Genomic DNA, 20,974 nt, shown 5'->3' with positions numbered 1-20,974 from the left:
TGAAATTGACGTGTTAGTGGAACAGCGGCCTTCGATGTCCTGCGCTCATTCGGCCTTGCCTGGCCTCTTCAAGTACTCGTACAGCATTGCCGGGAGCGCCCTCCCGAGCTCGCCGAACAGGCTGCTGTCGGTGAAGAGGTCGTCGATGAACGCTGGGGTCTCGTCACGCACCCCGAGCAGTGCCTTCGTGAACGCCTTCGGCAGGGCCGGGGATTCCGCGAACTGCTGTGCGGTGTTCACCGAGGCTTGGCTCTTGAGGTCCTCATCCAGGGCGAGCTTGCCGACGATGTGGTTCATCTGGAGGTCGATGACGCCGACGCCGTACTTGTCACCGAGGCGTTCATTTAGTTTCTGGATAATCTCCTCGAGGGCGCTGCGGTGCTTCTCGTGGATCGCGCCCGACCCGATCGCGGTGATCGGATCCAACCCTGGTCCCTGCTCGAGATTCAGCTTCACCGCGTCGCCGGCGCTGATCTTGTAACCCACGAGGGACACATCCGAGATGTCGACTGGTTCGAGGATCGTCGCGGTCGAGAGTTGCGGAAGGATCCGGCGGAAGAAGTAGTGCCGGCGGGGCAGGTCGGTGTCTTCGAGGTTGCGGGCTTGGGAGATGAAGTCGTAGAACTTCACGAAGTTCCCCACGTCCGCCTTGAAGAGCCGTAGTTCGTCCTGTTCGTCCTTGTCGTCATCGAGTACCGCCGTGACCCACCGCTTCTGAAACCGGTCCACTGCCGGAGCGGTCGCAGCCGACACCTTCGAGTTCACGTTCAGCCCGCCAGTGAGCGCGGCGTCGAACGCCTGCTCCACCTCGGTCATGTCGTAGATCCCGGCCGAGTCGAGCTTCGCCACGAGGTCGTAGATCAGGTTCGCATCGGTCGTCGCGGTGAGGGTCGCCTTCCGGTAGTACGGCAAAAACGCGTCCAGCACCTCCTGTGGGTCGTTGACGAAGTCAAGAACGAACGTCTTGTCCTTGCCTGGATGGGTACGGTTCAGCCGGGACAGGGTCTGCACCGCCTGCACCCCTCCAAGCTTCTTATCGACGTACATCGCGACCAGGCGAGGCTGATCGAACCCGGTTTGGAACTTCTCCGCCACGATCATCACGTTGAACGTGGCCGATTTGAACGCCTCCGCGAGATCCGACTGCACCCCAGGGTTCTGGGTCCGCTCCGTCAACCCCTCACCGACATCGCCGGGGTCCTCGACCGTGCCGGAGAACGCCACCAGCGACCGCACCCCCAGCACGCCCGCATCGGTGATGTAGCTGTCGAGGTACTTCTTCCACCGCACGGCCTCGACCCGCGATCCGGTGACGACCATCGCCTTCGCCTTGCCGTCCAGGAGCGGCTGCACGAAGGCGCGGAAGTGGTCGACGACGATCTTGGCCTTCTGACTGATGTTCGTCGGGTGCAGTCGTACATAGCGAACGAGCGCCTTCACCGCGGTCGACTCGTCGACCTCGCCGGCACCGTCGTAGTCGGCGTCGGGGTGTTGCAGCTTCCACGCCACCTTGTACGGGGTGTAGTTCTGCAACACGTCAAGGATGAAGCCCTCCTCGATCGCCTGCTGCATCGAGTACAGGTCAAACGGTTCCGGGGTCGCGTCGGGCCCGGCACCCTCCGGCGGCCGCCCAAAGAGCTCCAGGGTTTTCGCTTTCGGGGTGGCGGTGAACGCGAAGTAGGAGATGTTCGGCGCGGACGCGGTGACCTCCATCGCCCACTGCAGGTACGCGTCCGAATCGATCGGCGCACCCTCAGCGACGGCGGCCTGCTCGTCCGGAGACAGCACCTTCGTCAACGCTCCCGCCGTCGACCCGGTCTGCGACGAGTGGGCCTCGTCAGCGATGACTGCGAACCGGTGCCCCTTCAGCTCAGGCAGGGTTTGGATCGCGGTGATCAGCGCCTCGAACGACTGGATCGTCACGATCACGATGTTCTTACCACCCGTGAGCGCCGCCGCGAGCTGCATCGACTTCGACTCGCCACCATCCTTCGTGATGGACTGCACCACGCCGGCCTGCTTCTCGAACTGCGCAATCGCGTCCTGCAGCTGCTTGTCCAGCACCGTCCGATCTGTGACGACGACGACGGTGTCGAACACTCGCTGGTTCTCGTCGTCGTGCAGCTGGGCGAGGCGGTGGGCGAGCCACGAGATCGAGTTCGTCTTCCCCGACCCCGCCGAATGCTGGACCAGGTACCGGTTCCCCGCACCCTCGGTTCGCGCCGCCTCAATGAGCCGAGTCACGGCCCTCCACTGGTGGTAGCGGGGGAACAGCACCTTCTGCGTTCTTGTCTTCTTGCCTGTGTCTGGGTCGACATCCGTCTCGACCTGCAGGTGCACGAACGATCCCAACAGTTGCAGCCAGGTGTCGCGTTGCAGGATCTCCTCCCAGAAGTACGAGGAGGCCGACCCGTCCGGGTTCGCCGGGTTCCCCGCGCCATCGTCCGCGCCCTTGTTGAAAGGCAGGAACCGAGTCGAGGCGCCCGCGAGCTTGGTCGTCATCCGCACCTCGGAGTTCGACACCACAAAGTGCACGAGCGAGCGCTTGGCGAACCCGAACAGGGGCTCACCCGCCGGCGATCGGTCGAACCGGTACTGATCCACGGCGTTCTCAATCGCCTGCGTAAAGTCTGTCTTCAACTCGATCGTCGCGATCGGGATGCCGTTCACGAACAGCACCAGATCCAACGCCTTGTTCGGATGCTTCACCGAGTAATGCACCTGCCGCACGACACGCACGCGCATTTTCGCGTACGCCTCGAGCGTGTCCGGGTTCTGGGTGGTCGCTGGCCGGAACTGCGCCAACCGGAACTTCACTGCACCCCCGTGCAGCGGCACCATCGAGAAGCCCTCGTGCAGGAGTCGGATCGTCCCACCGTTCTTCAACGGATCTAGATCCAGTGACTTCGCCAGTCGTCTCAGGATGCCGCGGGCCGCCGCGTCACGCTGAGCGTCCGTGTCGGCTGGCCGTACGACCTTGCCGAACTCCGTCGGCTGTGAATCCTCCAGCCAAGCGAGCACGTCATCCGGGAACAGTGCGAGCTCCCGGTCGTACCCGACATCGGTCGGCGAATAGAACCACCCATTCGCCGCGAGATGTTCGGCGATCTCATCCTCGAGCACGGACTCCAGATGGGCTCCCGCAACCCCAATCACGACTTCACCCCTACGTCGATCTTCCCTGTCACCGCTGCCGCTATGAGCGCAGCTCGACGCTCCCGTGCCAGGTCGCTGCCTCGCCGCGCAGCATCTATCGCGCGATCGATCTCCCCGGTGACCTCATTCAGGCGCGCTACGAGTTCGGCTTGTTCACGCCTCGGAGGAACCGAGATTCTCACCGACAAGAAATCTCCATAGCTAAGATTCTGCATGCTCAAGCTCGCGCCGACGCTCAACCCTCGGAGTTGAGAACGATACGCGTCCGTTTTTGTCCAGTAGTGCATGTAAGCGGCGTTGGCCGACTCAAACGTCAGCTGCCACAGCTTGTCTGAAAGGTACAACGTGGGACGGCTCTCGACGACGAGAGCGGCACTACCGACGAGCTCAGGCGTGTTCGCGCGGTTCACGATTAGCGACCCACCGCGGACAGGGGCCGTCACGCGACCCAGGTCTTCCGCGACGACCCGCTTGTTCTCGGCCGGGTCAAAGAAGCCCTTGGACACCGCCCCGGTCTTCAGGACTCCAATCTCGTCGCCCTCCGCGGGGACCGAAAACCCGTTGACGCTGACACCCGACTCACTCTTTGGACCGAGCCGACGGATCTGAACCGAGTCCCACGTCGCCGGTAACTCTCGCGGCGCCAGCGCAAGCTCTATCTCCGCAGCGCGGCGTTCGGTGAGGAGGGTGATGAGTTCCTCGTTCTTCGCGATGAACGCGTCGATTTGCGCCGTCTCCCGATCCAGATAGTCCGCAATCGCCCGCTGTCGACAAATCGTCGGTAACTTTATTTCTATTTGCCTCACAGCCTGCGGTCGCGCGCGCTGGAGGCTTCCGCTCAAACCATCGACCGTCGCCATGAACCGGGCATGGAAGCGCGTATCTAGCAACGCGTACCGCAAATAGTCGGGTACCGCCACGTCAGCACGGAGCACAATCCACTCTGATGAGGCGATTTGCCGCCGATCCCCTCCCGGCGGTACAACCCATACGCGCTGAATATGAGGCACGATCTTGCTGACTAGGACGTCGGAAGGTGATACCTGTAACTTGGTGGATCCGATCTGGGAGCCGATGACAGTCTCGGGCGAGCCTTCGTCGAACGCCGGGATGCTCAATAAATCGAACACTTCATCCGGGTGCTTCCTCGGGTCTATGGCCTGTCGCGCGGATAGTAATTGGCCTATCCGCACCGATGGAGCCTCTCGACTGACGCTCACCGTTCGACCTCGACGAGCATTGCCCGAAGTTCGTTCATAACAGCATCGAGGTCGCGGTCGATCTCTTCGAGTGGGCGGGGCGGGACGTACTGGTAGAAGTGGCGGGTGAAGGGGATCTCGGCGCCTTCCTTGGTCTTGGCATGGTCGATCCATGCGTCGGGGGCGTACGGAAGGACTTCGCGGGCGAAGTAGGCGTCGACGTGTTCGTCCCACGGCACGTTCTCAGTGTCGCGGAGCGCGGCATCCGGTTCCGGGTTTCCCTTGGTGTCGGTGCAGATGTCGGCGCTGTCGTCCTGCTCGCCGAGCTCGGTGGTCACGGACTTGAGCAGCGGTGCGGGGAGGGTGAGGCCTTCGGCTTTCGCGGCGTCCTTCAGCGCCTTGTGGAATGCCGTGCGGTTCTTCCACACCGTGTCGGTGCCCAGCCGGTCGAGCGCGGCACGCAGCGCTGCCGCATCCGACTCGCTCAGCTTCTGAACAGCCTTCGCTCGGAGGACGGCGTCGATGCTTTCGGGAGTGGCGCGCCAGTTGAGCTTTAGAGGGCGCTCGACGGTGATAGTGCGGTAGAGGAAGTCCTCGTTGCGGAAGATCTTCGAGTCCCCGCCATCCTCGAATCCGGCGTAGAGGCCGACGATCGACTCAATGTTCTGCGGCGAGAGCTCATTGCGCTTGGACCCGAGGCCTTTGCGGAGCTTGGTGAACATGTCGCGGCCGTCGATGAGCTGCACCAGGCCCTTGCGGTGAGCGTCCTTGCGGTTGGTGAGGACCCAGATGTAGGTGGAGATGCCGGTGTTGTAGAACATGTCTTTCGGCAGCCCGATGATTGCTTCGACGAGGTCGTTGTCGAGTAGCCACTTGCGGATGTTCGACTCTCCGCCGCCTGCGCCGCCGGAGAACAGCGGGGATCCGTTGAGGACGATCGCCATGCGGGAGCCGCCGTCTTCGGGCTTGCGCATCTTCGACACCAGGTGCAGGAGGAACAGCATGGCCCCGTCGCTGACAGCGGGGGTGCCGGGGCCGAATCGTCCGTTAAAGCCGAGCTTGGTGTGCTCGTCGTCAACGGCGGCGCGCTGGTCTTTCCAGTCGACGCCGAACGGCGGGTTGGACAGGCCGTAGTCGAACTTCTTGTCGTCGAAAGCGTCCTCAGTGAGGGTGTCGCCGAGGGCGATGTTGTCGACGTCCTGGCCCTTGATGACCATGTCGGCCTTGCAGATTGCGTAGGAGGCGTCGTTGTAGTCCTGCCCGTACAGGCTGAGCTGGATGCCCGGGTTCATTCTGCGCAGGTACTCGTCTGCGACGGACAACATCCCTCCAGTGCCGGCGGTCGGGTCGTAGATGGACCGAACCACCCCCGACTTGGAGAGGGCGTCGTCGTCGAGCGCGAACAGCAGCTGCACCATCAGCGCGATCACCTCACGGGGCGTGTAGTGGTCGCCGGCGGTCTCGTTCGACTTCTCGTTGGCGAACCGGATGAGCTCCTCGAACACGAGTCCCATCTGAATGTTGCTGACCGTGCGGGGGTGGAAGTCGGCCTGCGCGAACTTCTCCGTGACCGCGAACAGCTTGTTCTTCTCGGCCAACTTGTTCAGTGTCTTGTCGAACTCGAACCGGTCGAAGATGTCCCGCACGTTCGGAGAGAATCCGGCCAGATACGAGGCGAGGTTCGCTCGGAGGTCCTGCGGGTCGGCGACGAGCTTCCCGAGGTCGAAGGGGGACGTGTTGTAGAACTCGTGACCTGATGCTTCGGTGAGCGTGACGGTCTGCAGCATCTCGGGGAGCGATTCGATTGCCTTGGCCGTTTGAAGGACGGCGGGCTTTGTGTCGGCCAGTACGGCGTCGAGTCGGCGGAGCACCGTGAACGGGAGAACGACCGACCCGTACTCGGAGGGCTTGAACGGGCCGCGAAGAGACTCGGCGATGTTCCAGATGAAGGCGACGTGATTCACCAAAGGTGGGCACTCCTGATGTGGGGCAACTGACGAGCGGCACCAGTGCCGCGAACGCTCCCATCTTCGTCCATAGGAGCCGACAGGCAAGCATTGCCCGGCTCCCGCGATCGATGGCGCGTTGCCTCGGCGACGACAGGGTCGATCGTGAGGCGTAGGCCTCAGTGACGCTCCGTCAGTAGCTGAGCCAAGTGGTGGGCATCGGCGCAGGATCGCGAGCGGTGGTCCTGCGCGGCCCCTACTAACGCTCGTTCAGGAGGGACGGCCCAGAACCCTTTCGCTCAAATGACCAGGGTGGTCCAACCCATTTGGAGCCCGTCAGCCGACCCCGCTGCCAAACAACGTGTCCACGTGCGTATTTCAGACACGTTGCATGGCAGTTGGACAAGTTAGCTGGCGGACGACAGCTCGCGGCTCGCGGCTCGCGGCTCGCGGCTCGCGGCTCGCGGCTCGCGGCTCGCGAGTTCATCCCACAAATCATCACCGTGATGGTGCTGCGGTCTTGTGCGACGACAGACTGGTCCCGGGTTGTCACAAAGACGAGACAATGTCAGCTGTCAGTAGCTCATCACGAAGACCGTCTAGGTCGCCCCGGCTCTGACCGGCCCGGTGCAGCACCTCGTCGAGGACCGTCGCAACTTCCTGGACCGTGAGAGCTTCCATGTGACGCGTGCCGGACCGACGAAACAAGGGGGACTTCTCTAGCCCGGCCGGCGACGAGATGGCGGCAACTAAGCAGACATGACCGTACTGCCCTGCATTCGCCACCGGCTCTTTCCGGGGCGTAAGGTGGGCGCACCACCTGAGGAAAGCACATGCGGGGCACAATTCGGGCTGCCGGATCACCGGGATCCAAATAGTGTCAGCGGAGGAAGTCGAAACTCGAAGGCCGTCCCCGGGGTCTGTAAGGACATCGCCGACACGCAAAGCCTCCAGGCTCGCGTATGTCAATCCTCCGACTGCTCCGATGAGGAGTAACGCTCGGGCGCGGTCCCTATCTGCTCCCTCGAGAGAGACCTCGATAGCCTCCAGCACAACTTCGAGCGCGCGCACTGCCGGGAAGGACTGACGCTTCGCCTTGCGATCTCGGTAACGGATGATGCTGGAGAGAACGGCAGGCACCGGCGGAGCGGACCTGACCCGCGGAAGGTCTGCTTCCACGTGGATTGCATCGATGACATCGATCCAACTCTTGAGCCGGCCAGCCGAATGAGCGAGTGCGCCTGAGTCATCGACTTCCCGGGACCGATCGAGTAGATAACTTGCAACAACCGGGCCCGAGGCGGGCAAAGAGCTGATCCCGCGCCGTGCACACCACGCTTCAAAATCCGCCCAGGGGTCCGGGGTACGTCGACGTCGAGGCTCGGGGTCGAGGGCGAAGCTCCTGGGTGCTCCAGTGAACGGGACAGACGCCGGCGCGGGTCGGTAGGGGGGGAACCTCATGACGTCAATCCGATCGTCGGGTCATCGTTCGCCTTGCAGATGGTCCGTCTCACTGGAAGAGACCGTCTCCTAGGCGGAGAGACCATCTAGTTGGGACACCGACACGACCAGTCGCCTACTGCGGCATGTCCACGAACCTCGAGAACATCCCGTGGAACGCCACCGTGATCGTGTCCGTCGGCCCGTTGCGGTGCTTCGCCACGATCAGGTCCGCCTCACCCTGCCGCGGGTTGTCCTTCTCGTACGCCGACTCACGGTGCAGCAGGATGACCATGTCGGCGTCCTGCTCGATCGACCCCGACTCACGCAGGTCCGAGATCATCGGCTTCTTGTCCGCACGCTGCTCGGGACCACGGTTCAGCTGCGACAGCGCGATGACCGGCACGCCGAGCTCCTTCGCCATGAGCTTGAGGGCACGCGAGAACTCCGAGACCTCCTGCTGGCGGCTCTCGACCTTCTTGCCCGACGTCATCAGCTGCAGGTAGTCGATGACGACGAGCTTCAGGTTGTGCTGCTGCTTGAGTCGGCGGCACTTCGCCCGGATCTCGACGAGCGTCATGTTGGGGGAGTCGTCGATGAAGAAGGGAGCGTCGTTGATCCGACCGCGGGTCTGCGCGATCGTCGTCCAGTCGCGGGAGTCGACGGTGCCCTTGCGCATGTTCTGCAGCGGCACGCTCGACTCGGCGGACAGCAGGCGCATGGCGATCTCGGCGCGCCCCATCTCGAGCGAGAAGAACGCGGCGGTCTGGTCGTGCTTGAGCGCGGCGGCGCGGCACAGGTCGAGCGCGAGCGTCGACTTGCCGAGTGCGGGTCGAGCGGCGACGATGATGAGCTGCCCGGGGTGGAAGCCGTTCGTCAGGGCGTCGAGGCCGCTGAACCCGGTCGGCACGCCGGTCATCTGCCCGTCGCGGCCCTTCGCGGCCTCGATCTCGTCGATGGCCGCGCCGATGGCGTCGGTCAGGGGGACGTAGTCCTCGGTCTGCACGCCGCCGGCGACGTTGTAGACCTCTGCCTGGGCGCTGTTGACGAGGTCGGTGACCTCACCCTCCGACGCGTAGCCCATCTGCACGATGCGGGTGCCGGCGTCGACCAGGCGGCGGAGCACCGCCTTCTCGGCGACGATGGCCGCGTAGTAGCCGGCGTTCGCGGCGGTCGGCACCATGCTCGTGACGCTGTGCAGGTACTCGGCGCCGCCGGCGCGGGACAGCAGGCCGGTCTTGGTGAGCTCGTCGGTCACGGCGATGACGTCGGTCGGCTCGCCGTGCGAGTAGAGCGACAGGATCGCGTCGAAGATGACCTCGTGCTTGGGGATGTAGAAGTCCACGCCGCGCGCGGTCTCGATCACGTCGGCGACGGCGTCCTTCGACAGCAGCATCCCGCCGATCGTCGACTGCTCCGCCAGCAGGTCGTGCGGCGGGGTCCGGTCCACCCCGCGGTCGGCCAGGTCCTGCGGGGACGGATCGAGATGCGCGATCGACACACGGACTCCCTCTTGTCGGTACTGGCACGGACCGCGGTCCGCACCGGCTGTTCTACCCCGGACGACCGACACCCCTGCTGTCGCCGAGTCGCTGGGCCAAGCTACGGGGACAGAGTTATCCCCAGCAAACGCACCTGTGGATAACTCTGTGGACTGTCTGCGGAACACGCCGGACCGGCGTGTGGACAACTGTGGACGAACATGTGGACAACCACCCGTGGGAACACATGTTCGACCGCTTGACCTGGGGTTTCCTGTTCCACACGATGTGTGGAAAACCGGGCTTCAAGTGCACCTTGAACCTTGGTGGATCGGCCCCGAGAACTGTGCAGAACCGCTTGACAACAGCGATGGTTGTCCTGGGCGTTCTCGGGCTGCTCCCAGGATCAGCGGACCGCCGCGACCGGTAACCCGCCAGGTCAGACGAGCGACCCGGAGCAGCAGCCCGCCGCCCGGACGAGCGAACCGACGAGGTCAGACGAGCGCGCCCGACTCGGACCCCGCCCGCGTGCCGGCCGGCACCATCGGCACCTGCAGGGTCGACGCCAGCCCCGTACCGAGGTGCACGAACGCCGCTCCCGGCACGATCCGCGACGAGATCGACGACCGCGCGATCCGCACGCCGATCAGGTCCCCGGCCAGGGTGTCCTGCGGCGAGAGCAGGGCACCGCGGCGGTTCTTCTTCGCGTCGACCTGCCACCCGCCGAACCCGGCCGCCAGCCCGGTCGTGTTGCCGCCGAGCAGCATGCCCTGCCGGTTGTCCACGGCCGCCCGACCCCAGTCGCGGAGCCACCGTGCCGCCGAGCAGTCGATCAGGAGCTCCCCGTCGTCGACGACGAGCACCAGGGGCGTCCCGTCCGCCGCCAGGACCGGCTCGAGCTGCTCCTGCGTCACGTCGTCCCCGCTGAACACCGCTCGGACGCCCGGCAGCCCCTCGAGGTCCCGCACCGGCCCCGGCCGCGGCGCGAGCACGACGAGCGACGTCCCACCCACGAGCAGCGACCGCGCCATGGCGGCGAGCATCGTCGACCGTCCGGAGCGCGAGGGCCCCGCGACGACGAACGTGCCGCCACCGGTGGACAGGTCGACGGTCTGCAGCTCCATGTCGTCGCCGCCCACTCCGGTCACGGCGACCATCGGCTGCGACTCCGGCGCGGACGACAGCGCGAGTGCGGCGTCCAGGTCCAGGTCCTTCGGCATCGCGTCGACCCGGAAGGGGCGCGGCGACGGCGGCACTGGCGACGCCGCGCGCAGCTCCTCCGCCAGGTTCCGGACAGCGGTCGTCTGTCCCTGCCCGGAGACGTCGGTGCCGAGGGTCGCGAAGTGCACCTCGGTGCCGGACTCGGCTCGGAACCCTCGACCGGGCGGGATCGACGCGGGCAGCTTCCGGTGGTTGATGCCGGCGAGCGAGTAGTCGAGCCGGTCGGTCAGACGGAGCACGACCTTGTCGTCGGTCAGCGTCGACATCCGCGACGCCAGCAGTGACCGGTCGCCGGACACCACGACGTGGATGCCGGCGGCCGCGCCGTCGCGGAGCATCGACTGCACCGCGTCAGTCAGGGCGCCGCCGTCGACCTCGCCGAGCGAGGTCGTGAAGTTCTCCCACCGGTCGATGAGCACGAGCACGTGCGGCAGGCGTTCGCCCTCGGGCGCGAGCAGCCGCTGCTCGGTGATGTCCGCGGCCGACGCCGCAGCGATGAGGTCGTGCCGACGCGCGGTCTCGCGCGTCAGCCGGTCGATCAGCCGCGTGGCGCGCTCGACCTGCGTGCGCTGGACGACGGCGCCGCAGTGGGGGAGTTGCTGCAGCGACGCGAGCGCCCCGTTCCCGCAGTCGATCGCGTAGAGGTGCAGGTCGGACGACGGGACGGCCCGCGCTGCGGACGCCGCCAGGCTGCGGAGGGCCGACGACCGCCCGGAACCGGGGGCGCCGACGACGAACTGGTGGGTGAAGCGGCTGAGGTCGACCTCCGCGGCGCGCTGCTCCTGCGTGTCCGGCAGGTCCTCGAGACCGACCGCGAAGCGCAGCCCATCCTCGGAGGACGCCACCGCACGACGCGTCCCGACGGCGGCCGACGCCACCTCGGCGAGCGGCAGCAGCTCGGGCAGCGGCGGCAGCCACGGACTGTGCACCCGCCCGATGCCGAGGCGGTCGCGGGCGTCGCCCATCGCCTGCACCAGCACCGACAGGTCGGTCGCGGCGGTCGCGCTGTCGCTGCGCGACGGGCGGGCGGGCGGTGCGGTGGCGAAGTCGCGCCAGTCGAGCACGCGGACGAACGGGAGGCCCGTGGCCGGGTCCTCCTCACCGGCCCACCGACCGCCGACGCGCGCCGACTGGAACGGCACGACCGACGAGTGCCCCAGGCGCGCGTACGCGCGCCCCGGCACGCTCTTCGGGATGCGCGCGGCGTCCGCGACGTCGATGACGTCGGTGCTCTCGCCCGAGTCGGTCATGCGCAGCGCGACGCGCAGGTTCGTGTTCGCGCGGATGTCCGGTCCGACGACCCCGCCGGGCCGCTGGGTCGCCAGGATCAGGTGCACGCCGAGCGACCGGCCCCGCTGGGCGATGCCGATGAGGCCCGTGACGAAGTCCGGCAGCTCGGTGACCATCGCCGCGAACTCGTCGATGACGAGCACGAGCCGCGGCATCTGCTCGCCGGCACCGCCCCGGGCGAGGTGCGCCTCGTGGTCCTCGATGTCCTTCGCGCCGGACGCCGCCAGGATGTGCTCGCGGCGGGTGAGCTCCGCGCGGAGCGACCGCAGCGCCCGCTCGACCAGGTGCTGGTCGAGGTCGGTGACGAGCCCGACGGTGTGCGGCAGGTCCGACGCGACGCTGAAGGCCGCACCGCCCTTGTAGTCGACGAGCACGAACGTCATCCGGTCCGGGCGGTTCCGGAGCGCGAGCGACGCCACGAGGGTCTGCAGGAACTCGGACTTGCCCGAGCCCGTGGTGCCGGCGACGAGCCCGTGCGGACCGTCCTTCACCAGGTCGAGCTCGAACGCGCCGTCGATCCCGACGCCCACGACCGCGGCCGTGCTCGTGCCGGACCCGGCCCACCGCTCGGCGACCGCCGCGCCGTCCGGCTGCGGCAGGTCCACGACGTCGAGCAGCCGCGCTGCGTCGGGCACCAGTCCGTCGCCGTCCGATCCGCTGGTGTCGCGCAGCGGCGAGGTCCCGCGCGCCACGTCGTCGAACCAGTCGTCCCCGACCCGGTCCGCGAGCACGAGCTCGACCGGGGCGGCGAGCTGCCGGCGGAGCACGAGCTGCGTCGGGCTCCGGTGCGCCACGGTCGCGACGCACTCCTCGGGGAGCTGCCACTCCTCCTCGTCGATGCACACGAGGCGGATGCCGCACGCGGGCCCGTCGCGGAGCAGCCCGACGACGCCGGGCATCGCGCGGAGCCGACGTGCGCCGTCGAGCACGACGACGATCTCGGGGGAGAACCGCGACCGGTTCATGCCGTTCTTCTGCCGCTCGGCCCGGCGCTCGGCGAGCACCTGGGTCAGCTCGGCCAGGCGGCGACCGATCGTCTCGCCGTCGGCACCGATGAGCGCGAGCGCCTCCTGCCCACCGGTCGGCCGGAGGTGGGGGAGCCAGAGCGTCCACGCCCACGCCGGCACGTGCTGCTGCGCCGTGAGCACGACGAACTGCACCTCGCGCGGGCTCTGCGTCACCGCGAGCTGCCCGAGCACCCACCGCCCGAGCTCCCGTGGGGACTCCCCGGCCCCGGCGATGCCGAGCACACCGACCTCGGCGAGGGGCACCGTGACGGGCACCCCGCGGGTCGTGCGCGGTTCGTGCGCCAGTCCGTCCAGGTCGCGGTCGTCGACGACCGTCACGCTCGACGGCAGGTCGCCGGTGCCGATCCGCACGTGCAGGTGGTCGCCGTCCGAGGGCCGACGCTCCCACAGCCGTCGCCCGGGGGTCGTCGCGACGACCCGCAGCGACGCGGCGTCGAGCGACGAGGTCCGCCGCTGGTCCCGCTCGTCGAGCACGGCCTGCTCGATCGCCGCCTCGAGCGCCGCGACCCGTTCCCGGTGCTCGGCGAGCTGCTTGCGGTGGCTCTTCTTGCCGGTGCGTCGCGAGCTGATGGTCTGTCCGATGACCATCATCGGCGTCATCGCCGCGAAGAGCAGGTAGAACGGCGAGTGGAAGACCGTCGCCATCACGATGCCGAACATCGCCGGCACGAACACCATGATCCACGGGATGGCCGAGCGCTGCGGGGCGACCGGCGGCTTCGGGATCCGGAAGTCGGTCTTCAGGAACGGCGGGAGCAGCCGCGGCGGCCGGTTGAAGTCGAGCTGCCCGGAGTCCGGCGGCCGGAGCAGCATCCGGTCGACCACCTCGACCGGGCGCACGCTGAGCACCGTGTCGCCGAACCGCACCAAAGCCCCGGGCGGCCAGGCGGTCCACGCGTCGGTGACGGGCTCGTCCTCGAGTGCCGGCACCGGCTCGTCCGCCGGACGCGCACCGTCGTCCTCGGCCGGGGCGAGGCGGACCGTCACCGACCCGTCGAACGCGGTGCGTGCCTCCAGGCCGGGTCGTCCGTCGGCGTCGGCGTCGGCTCCGACCGCGGCCGCGCCGTCGTCCGCCAGCGCGATCCGGACCGTGCCCGGCGACAGCCGGCGCACGCGGCCGGCGTCGACCCCGCCCACCACGAGCAGGTGCACGACACCGTGCTCGGGCTCCGGGCGCACCGCGCCGCCCACGTGCAGGACCGCGCCGTCGACCAGTCCGCTGCGCTCGAACGGGACGTCCCCGTCCGGCGCGTCGGCGGGCATCGGCGCACCGCCGGTCCGGCGGACGAGCGCGTCGACCACCGTCCGCATCGGCGTCCGCCCCGCGGCGTCGACGAGGACGTCCGAGGTGTCACCCGTGCCGTCGTCGACGACGGTGACGACGACCCGCATCAGGCCTCCGCCGGCACGTCGTCGCGCTGCGTCGTGTCGGCTCCCGCGGCCGGGTCGACCGGGACCGACCGGCCGAGGCCGGCCCACTGCAGCGTGCCGAGGACGTCGGAGACGTGCGTGCCGTCGCGTCGCGCCTCGATCGTCCAGCGGGCGAGCGGGTGCGGAGCCACCGCGATGCAGGCCCACCGGCCGCCCGGCCGTTCGAGCAGTCGGGCGAGTTCCCGGCCGTCCTCGCCGGAGGGCACCCGCGACACGACCAGGAGGCCCGGGGTCGCGTCCGCCGTGACCGCCGCGATCGCGTCGCGCACCGACACCGCCGTGCCCGCCCGGGTGCCCGTGCCGACGCCGAGCACGGTGGTGCCGACCGCCCAGGGGGCGGTCTGCACCTGCTCGACCAGGCGCACCAGCAGGGCCTCGCGGGCGGCCGGTTCGCCGCGGAGGGCGAGGATCCCGCCCACGCGGCGCAGGTCGACCAGCACGGTGTCGTCCCGGTCCGTGCCGAACGACACGACCGTCGCGAACTCGACCGGCGCGCCACCCGCGAGCGGCACCGCCTGGAGCGCCCACGTCGGGGCGGACCACGTGCGGCCGTCGGGCGTCGCCGTCCACGGCGCGGGCGGGGCGATCGTCGGCGAGGCGACGTCGATGCGGACGGTGGTCCCGATCGTGATGCGCACCGCGCCCGGGAACAGCACGTTCGCGGCGGCGCACGAGGCGTCCACCGCGCGCAGGACCCGGTCGACCGCCCACGCGGCCGCGGGGTCGCGACGCACCTGGTCGGCCCAGGCCAGGGCGTCCGTCGAGGTCCGGCGGCGGAGCGCGACGATCGTCGGGACCACGAGGGCCAGGGTGGCGAGGAGCACCACGACCGACATGGTCACCAGCAGGTGCGACTCCGGCGTCAGGAAGGACCAGGTCATGCGCGCGCCTCGGCGATCTCGGTGATCCGGCGCTCGAGCGGGGTCGGCTCGGCACCGGGGACGTCGGTCCAGCGGAAGGTGGTCATCACGGCGTCGAACAGCATCACCAGGGCATCGGTGAGCCGGTCGGCTGCCTCCGGGTCCTCCGGGTCCGTCCGGCTGATCGCCGAGAAGGACATGAGCACCCAGCGTCCGGGACGGTGGGGGACCGGGATCGTGTAGGTCACCTGGCGGTCGTCGACGACGGGCAGGTCGTCACCGATGCCGGGCAGCTCGGTCGCGACGTCGGCACGGCGGACGGTCTGCTCGGTGCGGGCCGCGATCCCGCCGTCGACCTCGCGCAGGCCCGTGTCGTCGGGGTCGCGCCGGGTCGGCAGGGCGTCGGCGAGCAGCTGGGCGATGACCTGCTCGGGCGCCTCCTCGCTCTCGTCGTCGACCTCGCACTCGATGATCGACACCGGCGGGGTGTACCCGTCGACCGGCTGGACCGGCATGTAGACGGCGGTCGCGCCGCTGTCGCCGGCCTCGACGACCGCGGACGTCAGGCGCTTGCGCATCTCCTGCCGGAGCGGCTCGGCCCGGTCGCGCGGCAGGTCGTCCGGCAGGGCGCGGGCGATCACAGCCCGGACGGTCTCGCCGAGCTCGGCGCGCTGGTCCTCGCCGGCCGGCAGGCGTGCCCACCCAGGCGGGACGACGACCAGGAACGATGCGGTGGGTCCGGTCATGCGTGCACCTCGTTCTCGACGGCTGCCAGGAGTTCGACGACGACCGGTGCGAACACCGGGACGAGCGCCAGGTCGGTCGTCCGCCACCGCACGTGGGTGTCGACCCCGTCCGCGCGGCGCACGGCGGTGACCGTGGCCCAGATCGCCCCGGCGTCGTCGAGGTCGTAGCGGATCACGACGGGGCCCTCGCCGCCGACGTGCTCCGGTAGCTCGTCCACCGACGGGGGCTCGACCGGCAGGCCGCCGGTCGCCCCGGCCAGGTCGAGCAGCTCGGCGGTGCCGCCCTCGGACGGTCCGACGGTCACGACGACCGGCAGCGGCCAGTTGCCGGGCACCACGAGCGAGGCGACCAGGCGCTGCGCCGGGCCGAGTGCCGCGCGGTGCTCCAGCAGCGTCGCGAGGGCACCCGGCCCGTCGAGCTCCGCGGCGGACGGCCGTCCGTCCTCGCGGTCCAGCCGTGCCACGGCGTCGAAGAGCTCGAGCGTCTCGGCCCGCCAGGCCGGGTCGGCCTCGTCCGGGTGCGGGACGAGGAGCCAGGTGGCGCCGTCGGTGGTGATGCTCGACGAGACGGTGGCGGTCGTCATGGTGGTCCTCCGGTCGGTTCAGCGCTGCGCGGCGGGCACGGTCGGCAGGTCGGTCACCGGGTGCTTGTGCTCGGCCACCCAGTCCGACCACGGGCGGGACTGGTCCGCACCGATGCCGATCGGACCGATCACCAGGCCGGCGATCGCGTTGCCCTTGCCCCAGGCGCTCATGAAGCCGTTCGCGCCGGCGTGGTACCACGGTGCCGCGGTGACACCCGACCGGAGCCGGTTCAGCTTCTCGAAGTCATGCAAGCGGTCGCGGGTGAACTGGAAGTCGACACCACCCAAACGCTCGCCCCAGTCCTTGAGACCACCACGGGTACCGACCTCGGTCCAGAACTGCTTCTTCACGAGCTTCGCGTCGTTCGCGATCACCTTGTGGATCTTCGTGACGTTCCACCAGTTCGGGTTGTCGGCGAACTTCGCCGCGAACGACGCCTCGGTCCCGATCCACTCCACGTCGACGGCGTCACGACGACCTCGGGCCCGTTCCAGTGCCCGCGTCGCCTTGCTGATCTGTGCCTGCAGCCCGTCGAGCTGCTTCGTGATCGTCTGCGTCTGCGCCGACGACATCGGCCGGGCCAGCCGCCGGTCGAGACTCGCGCGGTCCCGCTTCAGCGCCTGCAGCTGGTCCTTCCGGACGCCGACGGCCTCGTGCGCCTTCTTGCTCGCCCCGGCGAACTTCGAGGTCATCGCACCCTTGGTGGCCTTGATCCCGTTGCTCACCGCGGTCGAGGTGACCTTCGTGATCGCGGTCCCGAGCCCGAGCGTCAGGACGCCGACGACGGCCATCACGAGGTCGAAGACGTTGCCCTCGCCCATCGCGAACGTGGCCGCCTGCGCGATCAGGGTCATCCCCGCGGAGATCGCCCCGAGGATCGCCCCGATGCCGAGGCCCGGGATGAGGAACGCGAACACCGCCAGGACGATGCCGATGATCGTCAGGATCTTGATGAGCATGTGGATGAACTTGTACCAACCGGAGTCGTGCAGCCCGTCGCCCCACGCACCGCGCATGGTGCTCGCGGCCCGCTGACCCGCCGAGGTCAGCTGGTCGCGGGCGTCCTGCAGCTTCCGCTTCGCCGCCGCGACCGCGCCCTCGGCACCGGAGATCCGCTCGGCGCGCTTCTGACTGTCCGAGGTGTCCTCGGGGGTCGGCTCCGTGCCGGCCTGCTTGGCCGCGGCGACCGGGTCGGCCAGCCCCTGCGCCGAACCGAGGTCGCCCTTCGCGGCGATCGCGTCCTGCAGTGCCTGCCAGGAGGTGCCCATCACGGTGCCCGCCGACCGGTCGGCTTCGTCACCGACCGCGTTCGCGAACCCCTGCAGCGCCTCGCCGGCGGCCCGGTAGCGTCCGGTCATCTGCTTGAGGGAGCCCGACACGTCCTTCGCCCGCTTGCGGATGCCGTCGACGGACTCGCCCTTGCCGACGCCCTCGTCGCCGCTGCCGACCTTGTCGAGCGTGGCGGCCGTGGTCTCCATCTGCTCCGCCATGTCGCGGTAGAAGGCCGCGAGCTCGAGCACCTTCGCGGGCTGCGTCGCGATCGGGTCGCCGGCCTCGTCGAGCGCGGCCCAGTCGCCTGCGCGGCCCGCCATCAGGCCGTCTCCTCGTGCGACTGCAGACCGTCCTTCAGCTGCTGCTGCAGGTCGGTCCAGGTCTCGATCGAGTTCTGCAGGTTCTTGTCGAGCTTGTCGACGTTCTTGCGGATCTTCTCGCGGTGGAGCTTCCAGTCGCCGCTGAAGTCCGAGAAGGCGTCCTGCAGGTGGGACTCGCCGAAGACGCCGTGGTACTGGCCGTCGTCGGACTTCTGGTGTTCGAGCTCGTCGTTGATGGCGTGCACCTTCGCAGCGCTGTCACTGAGCTCCTGGCTGATCACGAGGTCAGGCACGGGTACCTCCGGGGGAGACGGGGATCGGGAACGGGAACGCCCCGGTCGACGTCGCTGACGGGAGCGTCGACCGGGGCGCAGGACGCGCTACTTGATGGCGTTCGCGAGTTCCTGGTCGGTCTGCTGCAGCGCCTCGGCTGCCTTGTTCAGGTACATCGACATGCCCTCGAGCCCCTCGATGGTCTTCGTCGCACCGTCGTTGAACTCCTGGTACGAGCTGCCGAACGCCACCGAGGACTGGTCGGTCACGTACCCACCGGAGATGAGCGAGTCCACCAGGGCCTTCAGCTCACGCAGCTTCGAGGTGATGTCCTGCTCACCGTTCACGAGGCGGGTCGCGGCGTCCTGCATCTCGCCGTAGGTCACGTTCAAGTTGGGCATGGCCTGCTCCTGTCGTTCGTCGCGCCCCCCGGTCGAGGGACACCGGGAACGTTATTCCAGAGCGGAACGATCTCGGGGGGTACATTTCTCGACGCGGTCCAGTCCGACGTCTGCACAGTGATGTGCACATTCCAGAACATCGGCGTCGTGGCACGGCCGATCCCGAGCGGTATTCACATGCCACCGCGCGGTGGAGACCGACGGGTATCGGCGTGTCGCGGTGCGGGAATCGGCCCGGTGTCCCCCGGAAGACGGACCGGTTCCCGGACGCACACGGCGCTCACGGCGTGGTGAGCGCTCCCGTCGCGTCCTTGTAGCCCGGCACGCGCTCCTGGTCCGTGCCCCACCCGGTCGGCTTGATGCCCTGCCCGTAGGCGAAGGTGTTCGCCCAGCTGGCGATGACGCGCCCGCCGGACGCCCAGGAGTGCCACGTCGGCGACGCGGCGATCGCGACGCCGTACTTCGACCACATCTCCTTCTGCATCTTCGTCATCTCGATCTGCCGGTCGACGCTGAGCAGCCGTTCCCACTGCCATCCCTTGCCGCCCTTGCCGAAGACGTCGGCGATCTTCGCCTTGTCCTCGTTCCACAGGGCCTTGCCCGGGTGCCACCAGTTCGGCTTCTCCTTGAAGCCGTCGACCACGTTCTTCGTCCTGGCCAGGTCGAGCTTGCCCTCGGCCGCGGTGATGTCCTTCCTGATCGTCGCCAGGCTCTCGCGCGCGTTCTTGAAGGCCGAGAAGTCCTTCGCGCCGAGCGCCTCGTCGATCTTCAGGTCGCGAGCACGCTGCAGCCCCTGGAGCTTGGACAGGGTGTCCTTCTGCAGACCGACCGTGCCCTTCGCCAGGCCGGCCGTCTTGAGCGTCGACACCGCCTTCGTCAGGGCCCCGCCGACCCCGACCAGCACGAGCCCCACCGCCGAGGTGATGACGTCGAGCCACGAGCCCTCGCCCATGGCCGCGAGCGTGATGTTCGCGACGAGGGTCACCGACGCCGCGACGGCCGCCATGAAGGTCAGGATCCCGACCCCCGGGATGAGGATCGCGAGCGCCGCGAGGGCGATGCCGATGTAGGTGAAGATCTTGACGAGGATCTTCAGCAGCTTCGAGAAGAACGCCTTGATCTTGTCGCCGAGGGTGTCGTGCAGGCCGTCGTCCCAGGCCGCACGGATGGTCGATGCCGCCTGGCGTCCGGCACCGTTCAGGGTGTCGACGGCCCGTCGGAGCTTCGCGGTCGCGGCGTCGGCTCCCGCGCGGGCGTCGTCCGTCGCGCGGTGCTTCGCGTCGACGGCCCCCTGCTCGTCGGCGGTCAACGGCGGGGCGTCCTGCGCCCGACCCTGCGACGGGTCCGCCATGCTCGCGGCGCGCGATCCCGCTGCCGATGCGTCCTCCGCCTCGCGCAGCGCCGCCGCGGACTCGTCGAGTGCGGTCTCGAGCGACGGCAGGTACCCGGTCAGGGCGTCACGGATGGCGTCGTAGCGGCCGGACATCTTCTGCAGCGACGACGCGACCTCGCCGCTCTTCTTCCGGACCGCGTCGGCGGACTCGCCCTTGAACTGCGACTGGTCGCCCTCGCCGATGCGCTTCAGCACGTCGGCCTCGCTCCGGATCTCGTCCGCGATGGAGCGGTAGTAGTCGACGAGCTCGTGCACGACCTGCGTGTCGGCGACGATCGGGTCCGAGGCCTCGCCGACGAGCGCCCAGTTCCCTCCGCGGGCGGGCATCAGGCGGCCGCCCCGTCGGTCGGGTGCGACTCGGTCGTGAGCTTGTCGTGCAGGTCCTGCTCGAGGGCCGACCAGTGCTCGACGGACTTCTGCATCTTGTCGTGCAGGTCCTTCACGGCGCCCTTCATCTTGTTGCGGTGGATCTTCCAGTCGCCGGAGAAGTCGTGCATCGCCTTCTGCACGTCGTGCTGCCCGTAGACCTCGGTCAGGGCGCGGTCGTCCGACTTCTGGTGCTCGAGCTCGTCCGAGATGTGCTGCAACTTGGTGGCCGAGTCCTCGAGGACGGCCTTGGTGATGATGAGGTCTGCCATGGGTGCTCCCGATCGCTGCCCGTCCGGTGGTCCGGTGGAAGGTGGGACGGGCGGCCCGCGAGGGGGCCGCCCGTCGTCCGGAGCGGTCGGGGACCGACCGCCCAGTGTCCCGCGCTACTTGATGGCGTTCGCGAGTTCCTGGTCGGTCTGCTGCAGCGCCTCGGCCGCCTTGTTGAGGTACATCGACATGCCCTCGAGACCCTCGATGGTCTTCGTCGCGCCGTCGTTGAACTCCTGGTACGAGCTGCCGAACGCGCAGATCGGAAAGGCGTCGTGTAGGGAAAGAGGGGTCAG

At 68.4% G+C, this 20,974-nt stretch carries 13 protein-coding genes; all 13 read right to left on the bottom strand.

Annotated features, from left to right (window positions below):
* Nucleotides 1-45: 45 nt before the first annotated feature.
* Complete coding sequence (locus H7A69_RS00070) at nt 46-3,156, bottom strand: type I restriction endonuclease subunit R (RefSeq protein WP_182045207.1); 3,111 nt, start codon at nt 3,154-3,156, stop codon at nt 46-48.
* Nucleotides 3,153-4,274 (bottom strand): hypothetical protein, encoded by a 1,122-nt coding sequence (locus H7A69_RS00065; protein ID WP_182045206.1) that lies wholly within the window; start codon nt 4,272-4,274, stop codon nt 3,153-3,155. The genes H7A69_RS00070 and H7A69_RS00065 overlap by 4 nt, the downstream gene beginning before the upstream one ends.
* 98 nt (nt 4,275-4,372) lie before the next feature.
* Nucleotides 4,373-6,319, bottom strand: a complete 1,947-nt coding sequence (locus H7A69_RS00060; RefSeq protein ID WP_259346002.1) for a class I SAM-dependent DNA methyltransferase — start codon at nt 6,317-6,319, stop codon at nt 4,373-4,375.
* A 1,558-nt stretch (nt 6,320-7,877) separates the two neighbouring features.
* The gene (gene dnaB, locus H7A69_RS00055; RefSeq protein WP_069712620.1) at nt 7,878-9,242 is read right to left on the bottom strand and encodes a replicative DNA helicase; all 1,365 of its coding nucleotides are present in this window, start codon (nt 9,240-9,242) and stop codon (nt 7,878-7,880) included.
* 474 nt (nt 9,243-9,716) lie between these two features.
* Entirely contained in the window at nt 9,717-14,153 is a 4,437-nt protein-coding gene (locus tag H7A69_RS00050) for an FtsK/SpoIIIE domain-containing protein (protein ID WP_182045204.1), read from the bottom strand.
* On the bottom strand, nt 14,153-15,073 hold the full coding sequence (locus H7A69_RS00045; protein WP_182045203.1) for a hypothetical protein: 921 nt from the start codon (nt 15,071-15,073) through the stop codon (nt 14,153-14,155). Before H7A69_RS00045 ends, H7A69_RS00050 begins: the two co-directional genes overlap by 1 nt.
* Nucleotides 15,070-15,798: a hypothetical protein gene (locus H7A69_RS00040; RefSeq protein WP_182045202.1), complete on the bottom strand. Its 729-nt coding sequence runs from the start codon at nt 15,796-15,798 to the stop codon at nt 15,070-15,072. Before H7A69_RS00040 ends, H7A69_RS00045 begins: the two co-directional genes overlap by 4 nt.
* Nucleotides 15,795-16,382 carry a hypothetical protein gene (locus tag H7A69_RS00035; protein WP_182045201.1) on the bottom strand — a complete coding sequence of 196 codons (588 nt, stop codon included), beginning with the start codon at nt 16,380-16,382 and terminating at the stop codon, nt 15,795-15,797. Before H7A69_RS00035 ends, H7A69_RS00040 begins: the two co-directional genes overlap by 4 nt.
* 18 nt (nt 16,383-16,400) lie before the next feature.
* On the bottom strand, nt 16,401-17,975 hold the full coding sequence (locus H7A69_RS00030; RefSeq protein WP_182045200.1) for a hypothetical protein: 1,575 nt from the start codon (nt 17,973-17,975) through the stop codon (nt 16,401-16,403).
* Nucleotides 17,975-18,268 (bottom strand): hypothetical protein, encoded by a 294-nt coding sequence (locus H7A69_RS00025; RefSeq protein ID WP_069712626.1) that lies wholly within the window; start codon nt 18,266-18,268, stop codon nt 17,975-17,977. The genes H7A69_RS00030 and H7A69_RS00025 overlap by 1 nt, the downstream gene beginning before the upstream one ends.
* Before the next feature lie 87 nt (nt 18,269-18,355).
* Nucleotides 18,356-18,649 carry a WXG100 family type VII secretion target gene (locus H7A69_RS00020; protein ID WP_058748771.1) on the bottom strand — a complete coding sequence of 98 codons (294 nt, stop codon included), beginning with the start codon at nt 18,647-18,649 and terminating at the stop codon, nt 18,356-18,358.
* Between the two features lie 280 nt (nt 18,650-18,929).
* Nucleotides 18,930-20,369: a WXG100 family type VII secretion target gene (locus H7A69_RS00015; protein WP_182045199.1), complete on the bottom strand. Its 1,440-nt coding sequence runs from the start codon at nt 20,367-20,369 to the stop codon at nt 18,930-18,932.
* Complete coding sequence (locus H7A69_RS00010; protein WP_182045198.1) at nt 20,369-20,680, bottom strand: hypothetical protein; 312 nt, start codon at nt 20,678-20,680, stop codon at nt 20,369-20,371. The genes H7A69_RS00015 and H7A69_RS00010 overlap by 1 nt, the downstream gene beginning before the upstream one ends.
* Nucleotides 20,681-20,974: the final 294 nt, after the last annotated feature.

This window comes from Curtobacterium sp. ME26 (genome assembly GCF_903970945.1).
GTDB classification, from domain to species: Bacteria; Actinomycetota; Actinomycetes; order Actinomycetales; family Microbacteriaceae; genus Curtobacterium; species Curtobacterium citri.
The sequence above is the reverse complement of the archived record's forward strand: the minus strand, read 5'-3'. Positions and strand labels throughout refer to the sequence as shown.